The sequence below is a fragment of the Atopobium fossor DSM 15642 genome, assembly GCF_000483125.1.
Lineage (GTDB): Bacteria > Actinomycetota > Coriobacteriia > Coriobacteriales > Atopobiaceae > Atopobium > Atopobium fossor.
Genome location: NZ_KI519553.1, coordinates 556,576 through 580,733, shown reverse-complemented (window position 1 = coordinate 580,733; position 24,158 = coordinate 556,576). Strand labels below are relative to the sequence as shown.

Below are 24,158 nucleotides of genomic sequence, written 5' to 3'. Positions count from 1 at the left end.
CCCCTCGTTTTAGTTAGATAGCTATAAAGTTTAGCCTAGTTGAAAAAAAATAAAAACAACACCTCAAAGGTTTGAGGTGTTGTTACGCAATTGTTACGAAAAGCTACTCAGTAATGCCAGGGAATCGAATACATTACTTATTTTTCTTGAACCTACGAGCAAAAGCTATGAAAGCAGCACCCAATACACCAACACCTGCTACAACCACTGTACTTGTTGCGTCGCCAGTTTGTGGAAGTATCTGTGTCTTAGATTTAACCTGAGGCTGAGACTTTGTAGGTGTTTCAGGAACCGCTGGTACCGCTTTGACTGTAACCATCGCAGTTTTGGTTACAGTAGCACCACTTTTGTCCACGAGTCGGAAAGTAATACTATACTCTCCCACCTTGCTGTTATCAAAACCACCGTTATCAATAATTTGGACGCTTGCAGTAAGATCTCCATCTTCTTGATCGGTGGCAGTAGTCACCAGAGAAGCAAGGTCGAGCTTGTCTCCTGCAGTGATAGTCTTGTCTTGGACCTCAAGGGTTGGTGCAGCATTCAAAATAGCCATCTTAGGATTGACAGTAACCGTTGCTTTTTTGGTAGCAGAAGCACCAAGCTTATCTACTACCTTAAACGTAACGACATACTTACCAAGCACATCATTTTTGAAGCCACCATCATTAATGACTTGAACCTTAGATACAAGGTCAGTTCCTTCAAAGTCAGAAGCAGACTTAACCAAAGACGTAAGCTCTAAAGCATCGCCTTGCTCAATGGTTTTATCTTCAACTTCAAGAGTTGGTGCAGCAACAAGAGGCTTAACCAGTACTAAAGCATTAAGTTTAAGTTTAAGATCGTTTGTTGTATGAGAAACAAAGCCATCGCTAAAACTAATACTGTTGTCAGCATGAATGTTAAGATATCGCTCTTGTTCTACATGCTTCTCATCTGGTAAAACGTCAAATTTAACTTCAATAATACCATTGGGAAAATCTACTTTGGAATACGGAATGGTAAGCTGTTTGTTAGCAGAATCATAGATATCACTAAGCAAAAGTGTCTTTTTTACCTGGCCATTTCAGTCAACTAAAGAAACTGTTGTATCAAGCTTAAGATCATCATTGCGAATGGAGCCATCTGCATTGGAATGAGCAAGTGTAAGCTTGATGGTGCCATCAGTAAACGTATTCTGAAACTTAGTCACAACATCAATCTTAGTACTTACGGTAATCTTATCTCGATTGTCATTAAGAGTATCATCGGCTGCATCTGCAGATTTTGTAGTATTAAAAGCGCTGATACTTGAACCCGTACGATCAAAGAGACGAACGAGATAATCATACGAAACAGTCTCTCCCGGATTAAGTGAAACAGGCTGCCACTTCATCCAAATTCCAGTATCGCCACGTCCCGTTACCTTAGCATCTGGAGAATAGTTTTTACTTTCATCTCCTGGAGCAAGAAGATTATTTGTTGGGAAAAACGGAATGTGTAAGTTGTTCTCGAATCCATCTTTTACGGGATTACGGTAACTTGCGGTGTACCAATTTCTAAAGTTTTGAGGCCCGTGAGGTGTTGAGAAATCATAGATAAGCCTATAATCGCCACCGTCAATATACAGTCCCTTATTTTGACCATACATAAAAACAGGTACATAATCATTTCCTGCTAAATCAGTATCAACACTTTTCATGTAAACAAACTTAAGAGGTTTATCGCCAGTATTTTTAATGGTGGTACTATGCATAATTCCACTTGTGCCACTTGGGTATTGTTCTGTTGTAAATTCAACCTTGCCGTAGTTAGGAATTTCCTTCTCTACGACACCCTTAATACGGTCTACGCTTCCATCATCGTTTTTAGTAACGAAAATCTTTCCTCCAAGACCTGGAGAAGAGAAGATATCGTAATTAGTGCCAGTATCATCCTTCATAAAACCAAGAAGAAAATTTGAGCTCGAATTTTGAGATCCCCAGATGTGATTAATTATCTGACCATTTTGATTAATAATATATACATTAGGCTTGGAAAGTTGAATCTTATCCGAAGCAATGGTTCCAGCTTGCAGGGTTCCTGAAGGTCCAAACCCGTAATTAAGACTATAGTTTCCAAAGCTAACGCTACCTTTGGGATCTGTGACAACTTCGGTATATGTCTCTTGAGCGTTTGCAATAATTGGGGCAATGGAGCCAAATGTTAGCGTTGGTACTGCAGAAAATGCTGTGGTTACACAAAGCATGGCAGCAAGACCGACAGTGCGCTTTGAATTCATGCAAAAACTCCTCAGTTAAAATATCAATTAAAGACGATAATCATAGTACATTTTAAGTAGTAACCAATATGAAAATCCCTCTGAGATACAAGATAAATGTACTAAAGAGAGATTTAAGGTTTAATCAAACACAGTTATGTAAGTACTCTTATAAAAGATTTAAAGATATCTTAAAAATACTACCCAATAAGAACAAAGTTGTTTTTCTTAAGCTGTACCGATACCAAATATAATGCACCAGCAATCAACATACTACCACCCACAATATATATCCCCCAAGAACCAGAACCACCAAGTTGCGGCAAAGCTTGAACAGGATTGTTGGATAGAGTGATTGTTGCAATACCATCTACAAGGGGTAATTCTTCAGTACCAGCAGCGGTGATTGTTCGCACCGTTCCGTTTGAGTCGACCATAATAGCATGAGCATTCGTATCACGAGTGTATCCACTGGGAGGCTCTTTTTCTATAAGCCAATATGTTTTTCCCACAGCCAAACCGTAACAACGTCCCACTCCATGCTCATCAGTAATAACCATGCCGTCAGTAGCAATATCATGCAGCTGGCTATCGCGATAGAAACGCGCTAGCTGAGTATCGTTTTGTTCTTGATACTGACCATCACCATCATCTTGATAAAGCTCAAACTTAGCATTAGCAAGAACTTTATGATCTGCTGCAGAACTTTGTTTGAGAATACCTAACTGTGTAGTATGGAACACATTGGTAAACACAGCACCATCAGCATCATAATGTGCAACTACCGTTACCCTACCATGGCCTGCATCAGTAATGGAAACACTTACTGACTCCTTATGAGTATCGTACGAAATACCTTCCTGAGAACCTTGATCTTCGGAAATCACATAACGATACGTTTTACCAATATCTGCACGAGTAAATTCAAGCGGAGCAAAGCTAATATCGCCATTAGCGTTATTAGTCGCACGCCCAACAACAGAACCATCTTCTTTGGTAAGAGTAAAGCTAAACTGATCCTGCTGAAGTTCAACTCCACCAGTAAGTTTTTTCTTAGCCGCAATAGTTACATTACCAGCTACTTTAAGAGGAACAAGTACGCGCACTTCATTGGTCTGTTTAGTCTGGTTGTTAATACTTACCGATGCCTGATTGGGCACCTTATAATACTCCCCATATAAAGGATAAGCTGATATGTCTGCTGTTGTTGAAACGGGAACAGTTAATCTAAATATATGCTTGCCTTCTGTATAACCGTGACCAGTATTTTTTGCTGTTGCCGTTACAGTTTGACCAGAGATGTTAATAGTCCAATTATTTGTCACATTTATATTATCCTTATATACCTCCACCACTGCTTGTGAGGCGTCCAAAGCTGGATCAAGCATATCCGTCATGACAATTGACTGTGCCTTATTAGTTTCAGACACATAGGGAAATACCTGCGTAATATCAAAAGTGGCCGTTTCTCCAACTTCTTTAATCTGCTCTTCCTCAGACTTAACAGGATCGCTCCACTCAGGATAAACCTTTACCTTTGAGTCGTAACCCAAACAGGTAAGGCAACCGTATCCACGCCATTCGGTTGTATACTGAGGATTTGCCTTCATAATAACCGTAGATTTACTTGTCGGAACATTCGAAGGATCATCTCGTGTTGAGCGAAACCATGTAGCATTATCAGTTACAGCAAGTTGACTATCTGTACTAATAATAGCTTCTGGCTTATAACCACTCACCTTATGAACGCCCTCGCGCCACTCGCTAGAATAATCAGCGGAGCCATTATCATTCCATACAGGTTGATCAATATCCCAGTACATCAAATTAAATTCATTGTTGGGATTAATGAGAGTATTGGTACCATGCTGAACAAGTTGAGTAGTAAAAATCGATTTTGTACCCATATGATCATTGCTTTGAGCAGCGGTCATAAGACCATATTTTTTTGTAATACTAAAGGGAGAAAACCAAGATGCATTATGTGCACGTTGTTTCCATGCATGCACTGAGTCAAAAGAAATGATAACGTCAAACTTTTCTCCAAAAGCAGTATGTCCAACGTTATTAAACCTAAATTTGAGTGGAGGGTTGTTCCATTCAGTTCCATCATATGTAAGGGTATGGTAGCGCCAAACCATGAAGCCACCATCCTCCCAAAGGGTGGGCGAATAATAAATTTTCCAACCATCGCCTAAATCCTTTTGAGGTCCTTCCTGCGTAAGGCCTCCTGGCGTAATTTCACCTAAATCATGCCAGGCACCATTGAACCAAAATTGACCATTATCTATTCCAGGCTCATGTGTAACGTACACAGTACCGCCAAGATCACCAAGCAAATTATCCGAAGTGGTAACCGTATCGGCAAAAGCTTGGACTGGCATAAATAGATTAGAAAGAAGTAGCATTGCTGCTGCAAATAGAACAATACTATGTTTCCGGACAGAAGAGCATGCCTTTCTTATAAGCTTTTCTGACATAACGTAGACCTTCCGCTATCTTAACGCGCATTACTAACTGCAACTATAATTTTCAATTTAATAGAATATAAACAATAATTTGTTCTTTATCTATGTTTTAGATATAAATATGTGCAAAAAACGTATAAACATCCGTATCAAAATAACAATCCCTGCAATAAGCAAAGACAAAAGGATAAGGAGCACGACCACGCGCACCCATCGTTCTAAAGTAAGCTCCACGGATTTACTTGGTAAAGTTGCTTGTTGAATAAGTTCAGGCAAACTACGGAAACCGTTGTTGTCCAATAACACTTCTTCTGACGATACTTCTACTCTTTCGCAATACACCAAATACCGTTGATAATTATGACCGTAGGGATGGCAGGTAAGCAGTGTTATTAAATCGCGTTCTAACTGTGGTCGAACTGAGTCAACATCATCAGGACTGATAACTTTTGCTTCTACAACCTGATAATGTAAGGAATCCCAAGGCGTTTCGATATAAAGTAAATCACCCTTTTTTAGATCTTCTATATCACGAAACATAGGAAGCCCAGACCAGCTACCACGATGAGCAGCAATAACGCAATTATTGCCCTTACCACCTAATGGTGCAGAGGTGCCTGCAACAACGCTGGCACCCTTACTCAGTTGTATTGAACCAGCACCTAAATACAAAGGAATTGTTTCATTAAGCCGACCAATAGTAAGACATCCTACAACTCCACCTGAAAATCCTAAAGAATCAATCTCTTGATTATCTGGACCCATTCCCCAGGGGTCATTAATGGCGCCAGCTGTACCGTTACGAACTTGAGCATTATACTTCTCGAGATATTCATAACTGGCATCACCTGATTTTGGACGTTTTTGAGAGATGATGTTCGCAAAAGATTGAGCATTTCCTGCATTATCCCGAGATTGGTTAGGTGCAAAAGCCTGGGCTATCTCCTGCTTTACAGCCTGCTGTGCAAAAAATTCATTTATAAAAGGATATAAAAATAGACTACATCCAACAAGAAAGAGAAGCACGCCAAAGACACGTAAGACGCGTCTGGTACCGAACTTCTTTTTTCTATATTGGTCCTTTATTTCATCAATTTCTTGCATGAATGTGCCTACCTCTTTTTCCACGAAGAAGTATCCCGGGGCACGTTATACATGGTGTACTGCTTTTTTCTTCGAGAAAAATATAAGCCAGCTGCTATTCCTGCAATAACAGCCAAACCAATCAATACAGGAATGAGTATGGTAGTAGCACCAGTAGGTATACTGCTTATAAAGGGTAATGCCTTAGTCTCTCTATTCCAGTCTTGGGGTAAATCAAAACGACGAGCATGAACCAAAAGACGATGAGAATTGACACCATAAGGAGTGCAGGTTACCAGTGTTACTATATCGTCTCCCTCAGCAATGGTAAGGCTGCTTACATCGGTAGGAAGTACTACTTCAGTCTTATATACTTTATATCCGTATTCTTCATTCAAAACACGAATAACAAAGAAGTCCCCTTCTTCAAGTTGGTTAAGATCATCAAGCACACGTGCCGATGGAAGTCCTGTATGACCTGCTAAAACACAATGTGTAGATAGACCACCAACCGGTAATGAAGTCATGGGCATGTGTCCAACACCATGATTCATGTTTTCACCATCAACATAATGGTAAATAGGAAAATCAACAGAAATTTTTGGAATGATAAGCTCACCCATCATGCCATTATCTGCAATATTGAGAAGAGATTTATATTCCTCATCACTTCCGCTTTGAATCTGCTTAGCAAAGGGGTCAATGACTTTTGTATTGTTCACAAGCAAGCGTGCATTGTAATCTTGGGCGGCTTTAAGCTCTGACGAAAGATCTTCAGTCGGAGTACTTTGTACCAGCTCTTGCTGTGCTTTTGCGACCTTTTGTTGCTCTAGTTGATTAAGCCAACTGCTTACAAAAGGATAGGCGATAAGTGCAAGACCCCCGAAAACTAATAAAGCCGCAAAAACAATTCTTACCGATTCTTTGCATACGTAGGAAAGAAGGGAGGGGGCTGAATTCCCCTCCCTACCTTGTTGCGAGACAGTGTATGTATTGCGTTGAATCAAAAAGAATTCCCAGTACAGTACGTACGAACAAAAAAGTCTTAGTCGTCCTGACGCTTAAGTGAACGAGTTACCACATAAACACCACCAAAAATGAGTGCGGCGCCTGCAATTGTAATTGCAATGGTACCAGGACCACCAGTGATAGGCAGAACGCCTTGATCGGGGTCTACTACCTTGTTATCAGAACTAAACTTTTGATAGTTTGCTTCCTGGATAGTACCAGTCGCTGGATTATCTAAAGTGGCATTTGCCTGAGAAATGGTAACAGTGAAGCTAACCGCTTGCTTGCCTGCGGGAACCTTAGTTTCTTTTACGGTATACGTCTTACCATCAGCAAGGTCCTCAAACCATACATAGCCCTGCGCATCTGACGTACTTTTAAGAGGCTGACCGTTCTCATCCTTAATCTCATTATTGCCCGTCTCGTCATACAGCGTGAATTCTGCACCAGTAAGACTGGCCTGATTTTTATCTACCTTCTGGAAGAAGAAGCCATAGGTATGAACCTCATCAGAAATAGTGTCGCTCGTATGGACAACACCAGGGGTAGTATTGTACTCAAGGTTAGCACCGTTTTTTGTTACATCCGTTGCAGACTTAAATGCATCAGAAGTAAGCTTTGCCTTGTACTTAACCGTAACAGGCTGACCAATATGCGTCTTAATAAAATCAGCATGGAACGTAAGTTTGAATCCATTGCCCACGGTAGCAATATCGTAATTAGATGCAGCAACACCTGCACCACTTACTTCTACCTCAACAGTATCAGCTTGATCTATCAAGCCATTGCCTGGAGTATCGTTAATCACAAAGGTAGGATCTGTATAGTTTACAGGGTAGTTAGGAATAGTCGTAGTTACGGTAAAGGGCACTAAATCAGCAATCTGATATGCATGGGTAGCTTGCTGATTTGTATCACCAATTGTCTTGTTAAGTGTAGGTGTAGCCTCTGACTTAACAGTAACTGTTTGTGGATTTGCGACGTAGTTACCCCCACTAATTGTAGGAGTATTATTGATAATAGTGTTGGAATACACCTTAGTGGAACCATTTACACCTGTAATGACAATAAGCCATAAACCATCATCAGCATTGGAAATAACAATGTCGTTTCCATTAGATGTTTGTTGTTTAGTGTCAATGGGAGTGACGGTATGGGTAGCAATGCCAGTAGCAATCTGACCAGCCATTTGCTTCATCTCGGCAGAATTACTTTGGAGATTCTTATAAGCGTCACCATCTACACCATTAGCAAAGACATAGCTCAAATTATTACTTGAATCTACTACAGTATCAGCAATTTCATACGCGTTAACTGTTGCGCCTGCTTCTACACCACTAATCGTAATGTTAGAAGTATAACGACTCCCAACTTCAGCAAAAGCAAAGCTGGGAGCCATAGCTGCAAGCAATGCAGCTGAAGATAGACCGACAAGGCATTTTTGCTTAAGGCTTATTGAGCTCATTCCAATAATCCCCTCTTTATAGGTATATGAAAATTCTATAAATACACATACTACATATTTCTAGAATACCTATAGGAGGATAGTTGTATAAAAGATGCTTTAAACCTTTTTTTCCAAAATACTATAAATTTTATGAACGAAAACTGTTCTCAGAAGGGCTTTCTTTAAGCATTACGTCATGGGCGCCACCCTCAACCAAAGAAGTTGCAGAGACGAGAGTGATCTTTGCCTTTTCACGCAACTCTGATAAATCAAGAGCTCCGCAGTTGCACATAGTAGAGCGAACCTTGGTAAGCGAACCTTCAACATTATCCTTCAGAGGACCAGCATACGGTACATAGGAATCTACACCCTCAACAAAGGAAAGCTGTTTTTTTGATCCGCCCAAATCATAACGAGCCCAGTTGCGCGCACGTGCAGAACCTTCGCCCCAGTACTCCTTCATATAGGAACCATTGACGTTAACACGACGGGTTGGCGATTCATCAAAGCGTGCAAAATAGCGGCCTAACATAAGGAAGTCTGCGCCCATAGCAAAAGCAAGCGTCATGTGATAGTCGTACACAATGCCACCATCGGAGCAAACAGGAACATATACACCTGTCTCTTCAAAATATTCGTCACGAGCACGACAGACATCAATCAAAGCGGAAGCTTGACCACGGCCAATGCCCTTCTGCTCACGTGTAATACAAATGGAGCCACCACCAATGCCGACCTTAATAAAGTCTGCACCACAATCTGCCAGATAGCGGAAACCTTCTGCATCTACAACATTACCAGCACCAACTTTTACCGAGTCACCATAATTTTGGCGTATCCAGTCCAAAGTGAGTTTCTGCCACTCCGAGAAGCCCTCAGAAGAATCAATACACAAAACATCTGCTCCAGCTTCTACGAGCAGAGGTACACGTTCAGCATAGTCACGAGTATTAATACCAGCGCCAACAATATAGCGCTTATGCTCATCCAAAAGCTCATCAGGACGTGCCTTATGGGAGTCATAATCCTTGCGGAATACCAAAGAACAAAGGTTGCCGTTCTTATCGACAATAGGAAGCTGGTTAATCTTATTATCCCAGATGATGTCATTGCATTCCTTAAGTGAAACAGTTGGCAAAGCTGTCACACAATCAGATGCATGAGTCATAAAGTCGCTTACCTTAAGATTGCGGTCATCACGAGAAACACGATAATCTCGGCTGGTTACAATACCGCAGAACTTACCAAAAGCAGAACCGTCCTCTGTAACAGGCATAGTGGTATGACCAGTTGTCTCACGTATATCCAACACATCTTGGAGTGTCATATCTGGTGTGAGAGTAGAGTCGGAAATTACAAATCCGGCCTTGTAAGACTTAACCTCGCGCACCATAGATGCCTCGTCCTCAGGAGTTTGAGAACCATAAATAAAAGAAATACCACCTTGTTGCGCTAAAGCAACAGCAAGACGAGGACCAGAAACAGACTGCATAATAGCGGAAACCATAGGAATATTCATGGTAATAGCTGGTTGCTCACCGCGCTTGTATTTAACAAGTGGCGTCTTCAAAGAGACATTAGCGGGAACATTTTGCGACGAGGAATAACCGGGAACTAACAAATACTCAGAGAAAGTGTGGGACTCCCCTTCGAAAAACGTTGCCATATACGCTGCTCCTCCTCTATGTACTGCGACCCCATGTCGCAAGTTTATATTTGAACGATTGTAACGCACTCACTCGTATTTATGATCGAGGTATGCTGGTAGATTCTGTATCGGCTTTGGTATTCACAACGTCGTCAAACGAAACAGCAATGGTGTGCTTTGTAGGCACCCACTCAACTTTCTTAAACAAAGCTGCAACGGTAATAGGAATGTAAGTCATCATAAACAGTGGGAATGTAAAAAGGTTTGCAACAATCTTCATCTTGTTACTACAGTGAATGTGCTTGTATTCCACAATGGTAGTAAGGAGTCCCAAAAGAAAAAAGACACTATACATAGATGTAAACGACATTACTAGTGAACCCGACGCCATAGCAATCTCGTTGGACTTTGCCAGAAAACCACTGGATAGGTTGCCAACTATCAAGTAGGTAGCATTCACAAAAAATGATAACAGGGTCAAAATCATACCTGGTGCGATGGTCATCATCATGTCGTAAGAACTGAATTTACGCGCAGCTATACCACGCAGCAAATCCTTCCAATACGAAAAAAAGACCTGGTAAAATCCTTTAGTCCAACGCATACGCTGAACCCAAGATGCCTGAAACGTGGTGGGCTGCTCATCAAAGAACTCGGCAGGAGCATATCCAATACAAATATCATTGGCTGCACAGAAGGTAGAGAACTGGATATCTTCGGTAAGTGTATGAAAATCCCAACCATGCATACCTCGAATAATCTTCTCGGACACCATCCAACCAGAACCAGAAACGGCACAACTCGTATGACTTTGCATACGAGCATTGTTAAGAAACTTTCCCTCACGTAAATACCAGGTGGCATAACCTGCAGAAATCCAGTTTGAATCAAAGTTTTTAGAATTACGATAGCTTGTAGAAACTAAATAGCCCATATCAAAGACTTGATTCATGATGCTGACATAGTCTGGCGAAGCAATATTGTCTGCATCAAAAATGAAAAAGGCTTCAAACTCATCACCATACTCATTAAGAATACGGTTAAAGCCATAATCCATAACCCAACTCTTGCCTTTACGTGCAAGATCATTACGCTCATATACCACAGCACCTGCCTCACGTGCAACACGCGCTGTATCATCTGTGCATGCATCTGCCACCACAAACGTCTCGATAAGTTCTGCAGGATAGTTTTGGTTTTTTATAGAACGTACAAGATTACCAATTACTTCCTCTTCGTTATGAGCAGCAATAAAGAAAGCGTATTTGTGCTGTTTTTTGGCAGGAGGCAGCTTTACATCGCCTTTAATGAGTACTCGAATGATAAAAAAGAACTGGTATAAGTACGCAAAGGTATAAAACAAAAACATGATGCCGTTAAACAACACAATGGGTGTAATGGCCATGTGGTTAAACTCGTACACTACCCTATCCAATCGTGTGTAAAGAGCTGCGGAATAATTTTCTCGCCAGCCTCGGTCTTGCCTAATGAGCGACCTTGTATTGATTGTAAGGTAGTCACCAAATCCGTGGGTAGCCAATCGGCCATCTCTATGGTCTCTCCCAAAATAGGATGAGAAAACCTAATATGCCATGAGTGCAAAAATTGTCTGTTTAACCCAAGATTTCTTTGCAGACTACCTTTGCCATACAACTGGTCTCCTACCACCTGATGACCAATATGACGCATATGCACGCGAATTTGATGCGTACGGCCCGTGTACAAATGGCATTCTAATAAAGAATACCCTTCATCCTTAGAACCAGCTTCAAAACGTTCCAGCGTGCGAAAGGTAGTAATAGCCTCTCGCGCCATGGGATCATCAGAAACGGTCATAGACAAACGATTGCGTGTTGAGCGAGCTATGCCTGTCTCGATAGTACCTTTATCTGTAGAAACATAACCTTGAACCAGCACTACATAACGACGATCAAGCGTACGAAGACGAATTAAATCTTGTAGACACTTCTGTGTGTGATCATCCTTAGCAGCCACCATCAAACCTGAAGTATCCATATCTAAACGGTGTACGATACCAGGACGATCTTCACCTTGTAACATGCCTAGATGTCCATAACCACAATGAGAAACTAAAGCATTTGCCAAAGTATCATCCACATGGCCAGGACTTGGATGACAAACCAAACCTGCTTGCTTGGACAGCACCATCAAGTATTCATCCTCAAAGCGAATATCAAGCTCAATGTATGGATTGGGACGCAACACACCTTCTTGCAGATTATCTGGTGCATCATAAACAACTCGAATACGATCTCCAAGCATGACACGTTCAGACTTATTCTGAGCTGCCGTACCGTTAATGGTTACTAATCCAGCTTCTATAAGTTTGACGCAAGCTGAGCGAGAAACAAAATCACCTGCTTGGGCTATAAAAGTATCCAAACGCTGACCATCCGTAGATGGATCTACTAAGAAGTCGAGTACTTGACTGGCCATTATGCCTGCCTTTGCTCAGGCAACTTTTCTTGAGAATCAGACAACTCACAAGAATTGGTATGAGTGTTTGGATTAGCTACATCAAAGTGACACACCAACAAAAAAGTACCAATAATTCCGCAGCTAATGGCAATGTCTGCCACGTTAAAGATAGGAAAATCAATAAACTGTGTGGCAATAAAGTCCGTTACAGCTCCAACAACAACACGGTCAATAAGGTTGCCAATACCGCCACCACACACAATTCCCAAACCAAGAACAATACTCAAAGGCAAGTTCTTATCACGAGCTACCCACACATAGGCAGCCATCACAACAATAAGGGCAAACAAAATAAACAACCATGAGGAGCCTTCACCAATACTAAAAGCAGCACCCTTATTTTGTACAAGCACAAAACGAATGATGCCTGGCAAAAAAGGCTTAGGACCATCAGCAAGATACTCGCGCATACACGCCTTACTCACCTGGTCAAATGCAATAACCGCACAGGCCACCACTGTCATAAAAAGCAGTTTGGCCCATGCGGAAAGCGTAGATGTTTTAGCGATTTTACTCATTCAGCAAAGATACCGCATCGTGACAACGTGCGCACAAGCCATCCTTGCCTAGCTCACGCCAATTCCAGCAACGTGGACACTTTTCACCGTTGGCAGGAAGCACTTCACAGGCCAGCTGATCGCCCACCTGAATACACACTTCGGAACAAACAAAAGACTCCGCCAAGTCCACCTTGTGAGCAACAATGAGGTCATACAAGTCCTGTATAAGGGTCAACTCAGCGCGAGTGGCCTGCGTGGTTTTCTCGGTAACAACACCAGAAGCTAAAGCGGCATCATAAGCACGAGTAAAGCAGGCGCGAGCAGTAGAAACTGCAGCGTATACCGGCAGAAGCTCAGCATACTGATCCTTAGCCATAGGAGCCTCAAACCAATCAAGCAACGCTGCATAGGTCTGACCGTCTCGTAAAGATTCAGGCAAAAAGTCCATAACCTCATCGGTGGTATATGCCAAGATGGGTTGGAAGTCATGAACAAGCATGCTTAGCATGTAAGACCAAACCGTAAGGGCGCTCTTGCGCTCAAAGGAATCCTGAGCACCACAGTACGTGCGGTCCTTTGTTGCATTGAGGTAATCATTGGACAGCTCGGTAATAATGTAGTCATACAGCGTGCGATACACCACGTTAAAGCGATAGTTCTCGTATGCATGAGAAACGATACTATGCACCTCACACATACGTGCAAGTGCAAGCTTATCGTTAGGAAGCAGTTCATCAAGCGCAATGCCGTCAGATGCAAGGTCAAACTGACCTTCAAGTTCACCAAGCAAGAAGCGAATGGTATTACGAATCTTGCGGTATGCATCACCCACATGAGAAAGAATGTCATTATCGCAAGGTACATCCGTAGAAGTATCTACCGAGGAAACCCATAGGCGTAAAACATCTGCTCCCTGCGTATCACATACCTTATTGGGATCAATAACATTACCTAAAGACTTAGACATCTTGCGGCCATTACCATCCAGCGTAAAGCCCTGAGACACAACGGCCTTATAAGGAGCTACACCATAAGCACCAACCGAAGTCATAAGCGAACTCATGAACCAACCACGATGTTGATCAGAACCCTCAAGATACATGTCTGCTGGGAAGTGCAAATTCTCGCGGTGTTTGCATACCGCAGTATGACTTACGCCAGAATCCCACCACACATCCAAGATGTCAGAGTTGGGCTTAAGATGATGACCGCCACACTTAGGACATACGTTAGCCTCCCCCAGATACTCTGCAGGATCATCGGTAAACCACGCATCAGAGCCCTTCTTGGAAAATAGCTCAATAACGCGATCCAATGTTGCATCATTAATGACCGTCTCGCCACAATCTGCACAGGTATAAGCAGGAATTGGTACACCCCAGTTACGCTGACGAGAAATACACCAGTCTGGACGACCTTCTACCATAGAACCAATACGATTACGAGAATGCTCAGGGTAGAACGCAACACGAGATAGTTCATCTGTTGCCTGTGCACGCAAGCCTGTTTTATCCATAGAGACAAACCACTGGTCTGTTGCACGGAAAATAACTGGATTCTTGCAGCGCCAACAGTGAGGGTAACTGTGCGTAATGTCTTCATGCATGATAAGAAGACCGCGCTCATCCAGCCACGTAATAATGACGGGATTAGCCTCGTTAACTTCCATGCCACTAAAGGGACCGCCAGTGCCCAAACCCTCACCCTTGTAGAAATAACCATCATCATCTACGGGCATAACAATCTGGATATCAAAACGCTGACCAGCGTTGTAATCGTCCACACCATGACCAGGAGCAGAGTGTACAACTCCAGTGCCATCATCAAGCGTTACGTAATCTGCATAAATAAATTTGCCCAAAGCACCCTGATCGCCAAAGATGGGCTGCTTGTACTCATTACCAGCAAGTTCCATACCATTGCGGGACCATAAGCTGCCATCCTCGTTGTGTACCAGCTCATACTTGGTGTAACCAAAACGCTCCGCATTTTTCTCAACCAACGCTTCTGCCATTAACTCAACGCGATCATCAACCTTAATGGCAACATAACTAGCCTCAGGATGAAGAATAACAGCCATATCGGCAGGCATAGTCCAAGGGGTGGTGGTCCAAATGTCTACCCAAATATTACCAGCATATGCCTCAAGACCTGCAGGCACAGAGGTAAGCTCAAAGCGCACAAAGATAGCAGGAGAAACCTCATCGCTGTACTCGATTTCTGCTTCAGATAAAGCAGTGTGACAGTGAGTACACCAATGAACAGGCTTACTACCACGATAAACAGCACCGTTATCAAACACAGCCTTAAAGATCTCTACATCTGTAGCGTCATAATCGTGCACATAGGTAAGGTAAGGATTATCCCACTCACCCAGTACGCCCAAGCGCTTAAAGCCCTGACGTTGCGTATCTACCTGCTCAACCGCCATTTTGCGACAAAGTTCACGGATCTTCTCGACAGGAAGCTCATTAAACTTGGCAGTGCCAAGCATCTCTTCAACCTTATGCTCAATTGGCTGACCATGACAGTCCCAACCAGGAACATATGGGGTCTGATAACCACGCATAGACCAATAGCGATTAATGATGTCCTTAGAAATTTTATTTTGAGCGTGACCAAGGTGGATGGGACCATTTGCATAAGGAGGACCATCATGCAGAACAAACTTCTTATGACCCTCATTCTTTTTGAGCATTTGCTCATAGACGCCTTCTTCATCCCACATACGACGACGCTCAGGCTCACGAGAAGCCAAGCTTGCACGCATGGGAAAACCAGTGCTCGGAAGATTCATTGTCTTCTTATACTCGTTTGCCACTCAAGTACCCCTTTTCGTACCGCCTAACATAAGAACCCGCAACGCACAGGTCTCATTGGATGCATGTATATAAATCGTTATAATAGCACGCTCTTACCCTTAAAAGTTCCGCATACCACCGCGGCATGACAGCACTTTGTGAATAATACGTTGTATATTCATGAATATATTTTGACCAGGATACGTCCACCTAACACTTCTCTTATCTACACCTGCGTACCCGTACAATCAGAAGCATTACACGTTTGGTTGATCTGTTCAAAGTTATGTATGCCAACTATCTTGCAACCGATGGCAAAAGGAGAAGTCCTGTGCAACATCACATTGCGGAACAGTATTTTGACGAAAAGTACCTTAAACTTCTATCCGAACAATTCCCCACATCACAAGCTGTATATACCGAAATCATCAATCTTCAGGCTATTCTTAATCTACCAAAAGCAACTGAGCATTTTATGAGCGATGTGCACGGTGAGGCAGAGGCTTTTGAGCATATCCTCAACAACTGCTCTGGTGTCATTCGTGAGCGCGTTCGTGCTATTTTTAGACACGAGCTCACCGCTTCGGAGCAAGATGACCTTTGCACCCTTGTGTACTATCCACGCGAGAAATTGGCACTTCTAGACAAAAACGAGAAAACCGACAAGTGGTATTACGATACTTTGCTCCAACTTGTACGCATTGCTCGTCATCTCTCCAGTGTCTACACGCGCTCCAAGGTTCGCAAAGCTCTGCCACAAACCTATGCTTACATTATTGATGAGTTGCTGCGTGCCTCTGCCATTGGCGAAGAAAGTCGTCATGACTATCATGTTCACATCATCGAGTCTATTGTTGCTACAAGTTCAGCCAATGACTTTATTATTTCTCTCTCTGAACTCATTAAACGACTAGCTGTTGATCATCTGCACATCGTGGGTGACCTCTTTGATCGCGGTGCGCATGCCGATAAAATCCTCGATCGTCTTATGTCATACCACTCTCTCGACATTCAGTGGGGCAATCATGACATATGTTGGATGGGAGCCGCTGCAGGATCCGATGCTTGTATTGCATCAGTCGTACGCAACAATATCCGCTACAACTCCTACGACCTTCTCGAGCGTTCCTATGGCATTTCACTGCGCGAATTAGCGTTATTTGCACAAAATACCTATTGTACAGACGACGCAATCACCCCTATTAATAAGGCAATTGCTGTCATTCTCTTTAAATTAGAAGGTCAACTTATAAAGCGTAGTCCAGACTTTGCCATGGGTGACCGCTTGTTCCTAGATAAGATTGATCTAACTAATAAAACGGTACAGATTGGCAATCAAAGCTTTGATCTTATTACTGCAGACTTTCCCACCATTGACCCGGCAGACCCCTATGCACTTTCTCCCGAAGAGACTTCCATCATGCAGGGATTACGGAAATCTTTCCGCGAGTCCGAGCGCCTACAAAAACACATTAATTTTTTGTATGAAAATGGTTCACTCTATTTGGTATACAACAACAATCTTCTTTTCCATGGTTGCATTCCTCTGCACATGTACGGCAGCTTTAGGCCTGTTACCTGTGCTGGAAGACATTTTGCTGGCAAGGACTACCTAGATTTTTGTGATCGCATTGCACGCCGTGCATGGCATGAACATGATCAGGCTGCTTTGGATTGGATGTGGTATCTGTGGTGTGGCAAGTACTCCCCACTTTCTGGTCGAGTGGTAAAAACCTTTGAACGAACGTTTATTGCCGATAAAAGCTGTTGGGTAGAACCTCAGGATGCCTATTACAACCTTACCGAATCTGCTCATGTATGTGAGCGTATCTTGGCAGAGTTTGGCCTTACTGGTGACCATTGCCACATTATTAATGGTCATACACCCGTTAAAACTATTAAGGGCGAGAAACCCCTGCGCGCACAGGGAAAACTTTTGGTCATTGATGGTGGCTTTTGTAAGGCTTATCACGCTAAGACGGGAATTGCTGGTTACACCCTTATTGCAAGCGCACGAGGTATGCGCATAAAGGCTCATCGACCGTTCCAAGGAGTTGCCTATGCGTTGGTAAATAATGCAGATATTGAATCTGATGATGACAGCTTTGAGTTGGAAGAAAAGCCGCTCAAAATTGCTAACACAGATATTGGCACTTCCATCAAAGAGCGTATTAGTTCATTATCTGCACTTCTCTTTGCCTATCGCACAGGAGAACTTGCTGAACACAAAGCCTAGTCGAAGTACACCCATTTACGGATAGGCTTTCTATACACCATGCGTACATAATCGATAGATATATGCGTATGAATCCTAACTCCAAGGGGTATTTTCCTATCATTGTTGCCACTAATGCACTAAGAGAGGAAGTACCTGATGGAAATGGATAAGCGCAAAAAGCATCAATCGATGTTTTTATATGCGCTTCTGGCAGCAGCTGTAATTTTTGCTCTTAACTCTGCGTTTTCCAGCCTGCGCTCGGGCAACGCTATCCAGACAAGTTACAGCGAGTTTTCTACCATGCTCAATAAGGGAAGTGTGACTTCTGTAAAGCTTAACACCAATTCTGGTGAGCTGTTTTACACTGCTTCCAAAGACAATAAAGTTCAGGATTTTGTAACAACGCAATTCCCCGGAGACACATCACTGGTAGAAACCCTCAACCAGAAGGGTGTTAAATATTCTGCAACCACACAAAATAGCGACTCTAATACGCTTATTATTTACTACCTAATAACCACTATTTTGCCTTTAATCCTTATGATTGCCGCAGGTGTTTGGCTTAATCGTAGGCTTAAAAAAGCCATGGGTGATGACAACTCTATGACTTTTGGTGGCAATCCCTTTGGTGGAAGTCCCTTTGGTGGTGGTTTGGGTAAATCTGGCGCAAAAGTAGTAAGTGGCGAGGAAACCGGTGTAACGTTTAAAGATGTTGCTGGTCAAGATGAGGCCAAGGAATCCCTTGCAGAAATCGTAAGCTTTTTGGAAAACCCAGGAAAGTATTCTGCTATTGGCGCAAAACTGCCCCATGGTGCTTTGCTGGTAGGCCCTCCGGGAACAGGTAAAACATTGCTTGCTAAAGCAGTTGCTGGCGAAGCAAATGTTCCATTTTTCTCTATCTCTGGCTCTGAATTTGTAGAGATGTTTGTTGGGCGTGGCGCTGCTAAAGTTCGTGACTTGTTTAAACAAGCTAACGAGAAGGCCCCCTGCATTGTTTTTATTGATGAGATAGATACCATTGGCAAGCGCCGTGATACTGGCCTTTCGACCAATGATGAGCGCGAGCAAACCCTCAACCAGCTTCTAACCGAAATGGATGGTTTTGATAACCACAAGGGTATCGTAGTGCTTGCAGCAACCAATCGCCCAGATTCTTTGGATCCTGCTTTGCTGCGTCCTGGTCGTTTTGACCGTCGTATCCCCGTAGAACTCCCCGATCTTGCAGGCCGAACTTCCATTCTTACCCTGCATTCCCATGATGTAAAAATGGAGCCGGGCATTGACCTAGACGTTATTGCACGCTCCACCCCTGGTGCTTCTGGCGCAGATTTGGCAAACATCATCAATGAAGCAGCTTTACGTGCAGTACGCATGGGTCGCGCTCGTGTAACGCAGGAAGATGTTCAGGAATCTGTAGAGGTAGTTATCGCTGGCGAAAAGCGCAAGTCTACCGTACTTTCTGAGCATGAAAAGCAGGTTGTTGCCTACCATGAGATTGGTCATGCAATTGTAGCTGCATCTCAAAAGGGAACTGCACCTGTCCAAAAAATTACGATTGTTCCTCGCACTTCAGGTGCGCTTGGTTACACCATGCAGGTAGAAGAGGATGAGAAATTCCTTACCACGCGTGAGGAAGCAGAGAACAAGATTGCCGTTTTATGCGGTGGACGTGCTGCAGAAGAGCTTATCTTTAACGAAATTACTACAGGTGCTTCCAATGACATCGAAAAGGCCACTCAAATTGCTCGCAACATGATTACACAATACGGCATGTCTGATAAATTTGGTATGGTTGCCTTAGGTCAGGTACGCAACCGCTATCTTGGTGGTGGCGCCGAGCTTAACTGCTCTGAAGGAACTGCCCAGCAAATTGATGAAGAAGTTATTCGTCTTGTCGAGAAGGGCCATCAGGCCGCTAAGGATGCCCTTACCGCTAATCGCTTTAAACTTCATGAACTTGCGCGCTACCTTCAAAAAAAGGAAACCATTACAGGAGAAGAGTTTATGCGCATCTTTGAGCGCCAAGATGGTTTTGCTCCTATAGGATCTGCCTACGAGCAGTAAGCTTCTTATACCTACATACTGTATGACAAAAACAGCGCAGTTGGTATTTCCAGCTGCGCTGTTTGTATTTTTACCCTAATTGTTCTTCTCTCCCCTTTTACATTTTTTGCTCTAATGGCAATCTAGCGGCAAAGCTCCCAAAACGTTACAGCAGATGCAGCTGCAACATTAAGGGAATCTACGCCGTGCGCCATGGGAATACGTACAACCACATCACAGCCATCAATGACCTGAGACGTAAGACCATCACCTTCGGTACCAAAAAATAAAGCAAGACGGTCATATGCTTTAAGCTGTGGATTGTCGAGGCTTACGGAATCATCAGTTAATGCCAAAGCTGCGCAGGTAAAACCTGCTTCATGCAATTGCGCCATGACATCTGCAGGCCAACTACCCTTAAAACGCGCATGCGGAATTAGAAAAACATTACCCATAGACACACGAATAGAGCGCCTCGAAAATGGATCGGCACAATCAGGAGATAACAAAACTGCATCTACATTAAGCGCTGCTGCAGATCTAAAAATAGCTCCCACATTAGTAGTATCTACCACAGCTTCAAGCACAGCCACCCGTTTTGCTTTTTCTAAAAGTGTTGCCATATCTACAGTAGTTGGTCTTTTCATAGCCGCAAACGTACCACGTGTAACCTTGTAGCCTACAAGTTCACTTGCAAGCGCATGAGCCATAACAAACACCGGTACTTCAGAGTCCAGCCACGATATCACATCATCCATAGCTGATAGTTTTTTCTCATCCAGCAAAAGAGATAAAGGTTCTAAGCCGTGAGCCAAAGCAACTCGAATTGCAATTTCTGACTCAACAATCATGATACCTCGCTCAGGATCAATTACATTTCTTAATTGATGCTGCGTAAGCTTGGTGTATACCTCAAGACGCGGATCATCTAAATTTTGAACTCGTATAATTGACATAGTAAACTTTCTTTGCAAATGGTAATACCGCACTTTATTTGTTCATAACAAGGTATCATAAGAAACACTGTGTACTTTTTGCTGCATGTGCAGCTTTTAGAGAGTGGTTTAATTGTATGTCTAATCCAAAGCATTTCTCTGCATCCTCTGACGATTCGTCGGATATTTCGTCAGAGGACTTAGATGCAACAGTTCTTTCTGAGGCAACGTCTTTGGCTGATGTCATCTCATCCGAAGATCTTGCCTCTGATACCACATCATTTACTATCACAGACCTATCTGACTCAACTGAGCTTAAGCAGGAGAAGCACCCGTTTAACAAGAAGCGTGCTGCACGTATTGGTGGCATTACAATAGCTGTCTTAGCTGGTATTTATTGCGCAGGTGCACTGGTATTCTCCGGAAGATTTTATCCTAAAACCACCCTACAAGCGCAAGATGTCTCGCTCAAAGCTGCTCGTGACGTTTCTGGCCGCATTAACTCAAACTTAGATACATTTAAAATCACTATTAGTGGCGATGGTATTTCCAAGACGCTCTTTGCCGACGATTTAGACATCAAGCTTGATACCAATGCATTTGTCACAGAAGCTCTGAGCGAGCAAAACATCTGGGCATGGCCTGTTGAGATTTTTAAGAGCCACCACCTGCAAGCACAATACAAGGCAAGCTATAACAAAGATAAACTACATGCTGCCTTAACTGAAGACATTGCCGTCATAAACAAGGATGCAACTCAACCACAAAATGCAACTGCTCAATTTGATGCAAACCAACAAAAGTTTATTGCTGCTAAGGAAATCTACGGCACCGCTATTGACGAAGAAGCTCTCAACGCCTTTGTAGGAAGCAAAATTGTTGCATTGCAATCTAACATAAAACTCGGTGAAGAGTCCCTTATGCTACCCGCCATCACCTCCGATAATACAGATCTTAAAGCGCAGGTAGACAAGGCAAATAGCTTTATGATTGGCAACACCAAGCTTACGTTTAATGGTACGGAAGCACGCGTACTTTCCAACGAGGATATTGCACAATGGGTGCTCTTCTCAGGAACTACTGACGCAAGCCTTGATACCAATGCAATTTATACCTGGGCAAAAGGTGATTTATCTAAGCAACTTGATACCGCAGGAACCACGCGCTATTACACTCGTCCTGATGGCACTGCACTTTCTGTCACAGGTGGCACATACGGCTGGATTATTGATGGCACAGCACTTGCCGATAAAATCGTGGCGCAGATTGAAGCAAAGACTACCGACGACATTGAAATTCCTGCCAAGCAAACCGCTCAAGCTTGGACAGAAGCGGGTGGTCAAGATTGGAGCAATAGCTACATCGACGTAAGCATTAGCGAGCAGTATGCCCGCTACTACGTGGATGGAACTCTTACCTGGGAAAGCTATCTAGTAAGTGGCAAAACTTCAAACCGCCATGGAACCCCAACTGGTGTATACGCCGTTAATAATTACAAAGGAACTGACCAGATGCTTATTGGCTTCGATGAAGACCATGACGGTAAACCGGATTACAAGAGTCATGTTAACTATTGGATTCCTTTTATTGACAATGTAGTTGCCTTCCATGACGCTCCTTGGCGTGGCAACTTTGGCGGCACTATTTACCAATACAACGGCAGTCATGGCTGTGTAAACTTACCTGCAGATAAAGCTGCTGAACTGTACAATCTTGTTCCCGTGGGAACCGTTGTTGTTGTTCACGAATAATACCAATGGATATTGATTATCCAAATGCTCATAAACGTAAAAAGAGGTCGAGTTTTTCTCGACCTCTTTTTATCCATCTATGTGTAATCCAACTCGTAACACAAGAAAGCAAACGCTAGGATTTCAAAATTAAAACTTCATATTGCGCGGATCAATACCCATACGCTGCATCATGCTTTTCATCTGACGCATACTGCCTTTATTACCAGACTTAGCATTATTGGTCATGGTCTTCATCTTACTCATCATCTTGTTCATTTCGCCCCACTGGCGCAAAAGACCATTAACCTCTTGCACACTGCGACCAGAACCAGCAGCAATGCGCTTACGACGCTGACCGTTAATTGTTTTTGGACGGCGACGTTCCTCCGCAGTCATGGAGCGAATCATGGCCTCAATACGAGTAATGGCATCATCATTAAGATTGCCAGCGCCTCCGGCCTGATTAATGGCACGTTCAACACCGGGAATCATGCTTGCAAGCTTAGAGAGGCCACCCATCTTGCGGATTTGCTGCATCTGCAAAAGCATATCGTCCATGGTAAAGCCATCGAGCATCATACGCTGTGCAGCAGCCATGGATTCTTCATTAGCAAGCTGTTGAGCCTGCTCAATGATGCCGTACATATCACCCATGCCCAAAATACGCTTGGCCATGCGATCAGGATGAAATACCTCAAGAGAGTCGGGTTTCTCGCCAAGAGAAACAAACTTGATAGGCTTGCCAGTAACAGCACGAACGGATAAAGCACCACCACCACGAGCGTCACCGTCGAGTTTGGACATGATAACGCCATCAAAATCCGTGCGCTCAGAGAACTCGGAAACCACGTTTACGATGTCCTGACCAGTCATGGCGTCTACAACCATCAAAACCTGATCGGGACGAACGGCGTTTTTGATATCAACAGCCTCTTGCATCATGGCTTCATCAATTTGTAGACGACCAGCGGTATCCACAATTACAACGTCACACAAACGATCTACTGCGTCGCTAATAGCCTCGGTTGCAATAGCTACCGGATGTGCACCATCACCACGATATACGGCTACACCAATCTCCCCGCCAAGTGTTGCCAACTGATCTGCTGCCGCAGGACGGTAGGTATCACACGCAGCAAGTAAAGGCGAATGACCCTGCTTCTTAAGCAAATATGCCAACTTTACCGCAGCCGTAGTCTTACCAGAGCCCTGCAAACCAACCAGCATAATCACATTAGGTGTACGGTTTTGTGCAAGTACCAGCTTGGACTCGGTCTCGCCCAGAAGGCCCGTAAGCTCATCCAACACAATCGCAACAACATTTTGTGTGGGATTGAGTGAACTCAAAATATCTGCTGTCAGGCACTTCTCTTTACACGAAGCAACAAAATCCTTAACAACACGATAATTAACGTCTGCCTCCAACAATGCCATACGAATCTCGCGCATTGCCAGGGTAATGTCTTCCTCGGTCAAACGACCTTTACCGCGTAGCTTGTCAAATGTATCTTGGAGCCTGTCAGACAGGTTGTTAAACAT

Annotated in this window: 16 protein-coding genes; 3 read left to right on the top strand and 13 right to left on the bottom strand. The window is 43.3% G+C overall.

The window, feature by feature from the left end:
* Positions 1-133 precede the first annotated feature (133 nt).
* From G469_RS0105410 to ileS, 11 genes are all read right to left on the bottom strand, one after another.
* Positions 134-1,039: an immunoglobulin-like domain-containing protein gene (locus G469_RS0105410; protein ID WP_028264176.1), complete on the bottom strand. Its 906-nt coding sequence runs from the start codon at positions 1,037-1,039 to the stop codon at positions 134-136.
* 24 nt (positions 1,040-1,063) lie between these two features.
* Positions 1,064-2,257: a hypothetical protein gene (locus tag G469_RS0105405; protein WP_028264175.1), complete on the bottom strand. Its 1,194-nt coding sequence runs from the start codon at positions 2,255-2,257 to the stop codon at positions 1,064-1,066.
* 179 nt (positions 2,258-2,436) lie between these two features.
* Positions 2,437-4,716: a Spy0128 family protein gene (locus tag G469_RS08520; protein WP_051353791.1), complete on the bottom strand. Its 2,280-nt coding sequence runs from the start codon at positions 4,714-4,716 to the stop codon at positions 2,437-2,439.
* Between the two features lie 90 nt (positions 4,717-4,806).
* Positions 4,807-5,808: a class C sortase gene (locus G469_RS08930; protein WP_051353790.1), complete on the bottom strand. Its 1,002-nt coding sequence runs from the start codon at positions 5,806-5,808 to the stop codon at positions 4,807-4,809.
* 8 nt (positions 5,809-5,816) lie between these two features.
* Positions 5,817-6,794 carry a class C sortase gene (locus G469_RS08510; protein WP_169726179.1) on the bottom strand — a complete coding sequence of 326 codons (978 nt, stop codon included), beginning with the start codon at positions 6,792-6,794 and terminating at the stop codon, positions 5,817-5,819.
* Positions 6,795-6,832: 38 nt separating this feature from the next.
* The gene (locus tag G469_RS0105385) at positions 6,833-8,260 is read right to left on the bottom strand and encodes an isopeptide-forming domain-containing fimbrial protein (RefSeq protein ID WP_028264174.1); all 1,428 of its coding nucleotides are present in this window, start codon (positions 8,258-8,260) and stop codon (positions 6,833-6,835) included.
* Positions 8,261-8,390: 130 nt separating this feature from the next.
* Positions 8,391-9,908, bottom strand: a complete 1,518-nt coding sequence (locus tag G469_RS0105380) for an IMP dehydrogenase (protein ID WP_028264173.1) — start codon at positions 9,906-9,908, stop codon at positions 8,391-8,393.
* Positions 9,909-9,987: 79 nt separating this feature from the next.
* Positions 9,988-11,295 (bottom strand): glycosyltransferase family 2 protein, encoded by a 1,308-nt coding sequence (locus tag G469_RS0105375; RefSeq protein ID WP_028264172.1) that lies wholly within the window; start codon positions 11,293-11,295, stop codon positions 9,988-9,990.
* 17 nt (positions 11,296-11,312) lie between these two features.
* Complete coding sequence (locus G469_RS0105370; protein WP_028264171.1) at positions 11,313-12,347, bottom strand: RluA family pseudouridine synthase; 1,035 nt, start codon at positions 12,345-12,347, stop codon at positions 11,313-11,315.
* Complete coding sequence (gene lspA / locus G469_RS08505) at positions 12,347-12,907, bottom strand: signal peptidase II (protein WP_051353789.1); 561 nt, start codon at positions 12,905-12,907, stop codon at positions 12,347-12,349. The genes G469_RS0105370 and lspA overlap by 1 nt, the downstream gene beginning before the upstream one ends.
* A complete protein-coding gene (ileS, locus tag G469_RS0105360; protein WP_028264170.1) occupies positions 12,900-15,710 on the bottom strand; it encodes an isoleucine--tRNA ligase in 2,811 nt (936 codons plus the stop codon). Before ileS ends, lspA begins: the two co-directional genes overlap by 8 nt.
* A gap of 311 nt (positions 15,711-16,021) precedes the next feature.
* On the opposite strand from ileS, the gene G469_RS0105355 reads away from it, so the two are divergent.
* Positions 16,022-17,926 (top strand): fructose-bisphosphatase class III, encoded by a 1,905-nt coding sequence (locus G469_RS0105355; protein ID WP_051353788.1) that lies wholly within the window; start codon positions 16,022-16,024, stop codon positions 17,924-17,926.
* Positions 17,927-18,064: 138 nt separating this feature from the next.
* A complete protein-coding gene (ftsH, locus tag G469_RS0105350; protein ID WP_028264168.1) occupies positions 18,065-19,972 on the top strand; it encodes an ATP-dependent zinc metalloprotease FtsH in 1,908 nt (635 codons plus the stop codon).
* A 122-nt stretch (positions 19,973-20,094) separates the two neighbouring features.
* Here ftsH and G469_RS0105345 read toward each other — a convergent pair whose 3' ends face one another.
* Entirely contained in the window at positions 20,095-20,907 is an 813-nt protein-coding gene (locus tag G469_RS0105345; protein WP_028264167.1) for a TrmH family RNA methyltransferase, read from the bottom strand.
* A gap of 116 nt (positions 20,908-21,023) precedes the next feature.
* Between G469_RS0105345 and G469_RS08500 the strand changes: the two genes are divergently transcribed.
* Entirely contained in the window at positions 21,024-22,637 is a 1,614-nt protein-coding gene (locus G469_RS08500) for a L,D-transpeptidase family protein (RefSeq protein ID WP_051353787.1), read from the top strand.
* Between the two features lie 129 nt (positions 22,638-22,766).
* Here the strand turns inward: G469_RS08500 and ffh are convergent, their stop codons facing one another.
* On the bottom strand, positions 22,767-24,158 hold the full coding sequence (ffh, locus tag G469_RS0105335) for a signal recognition particle protein (RefSeq protein WP_028264166.1): 1,392 nt from the start codon (positions 24,156-24,158) through the stop codon (positions 22,767-22,769).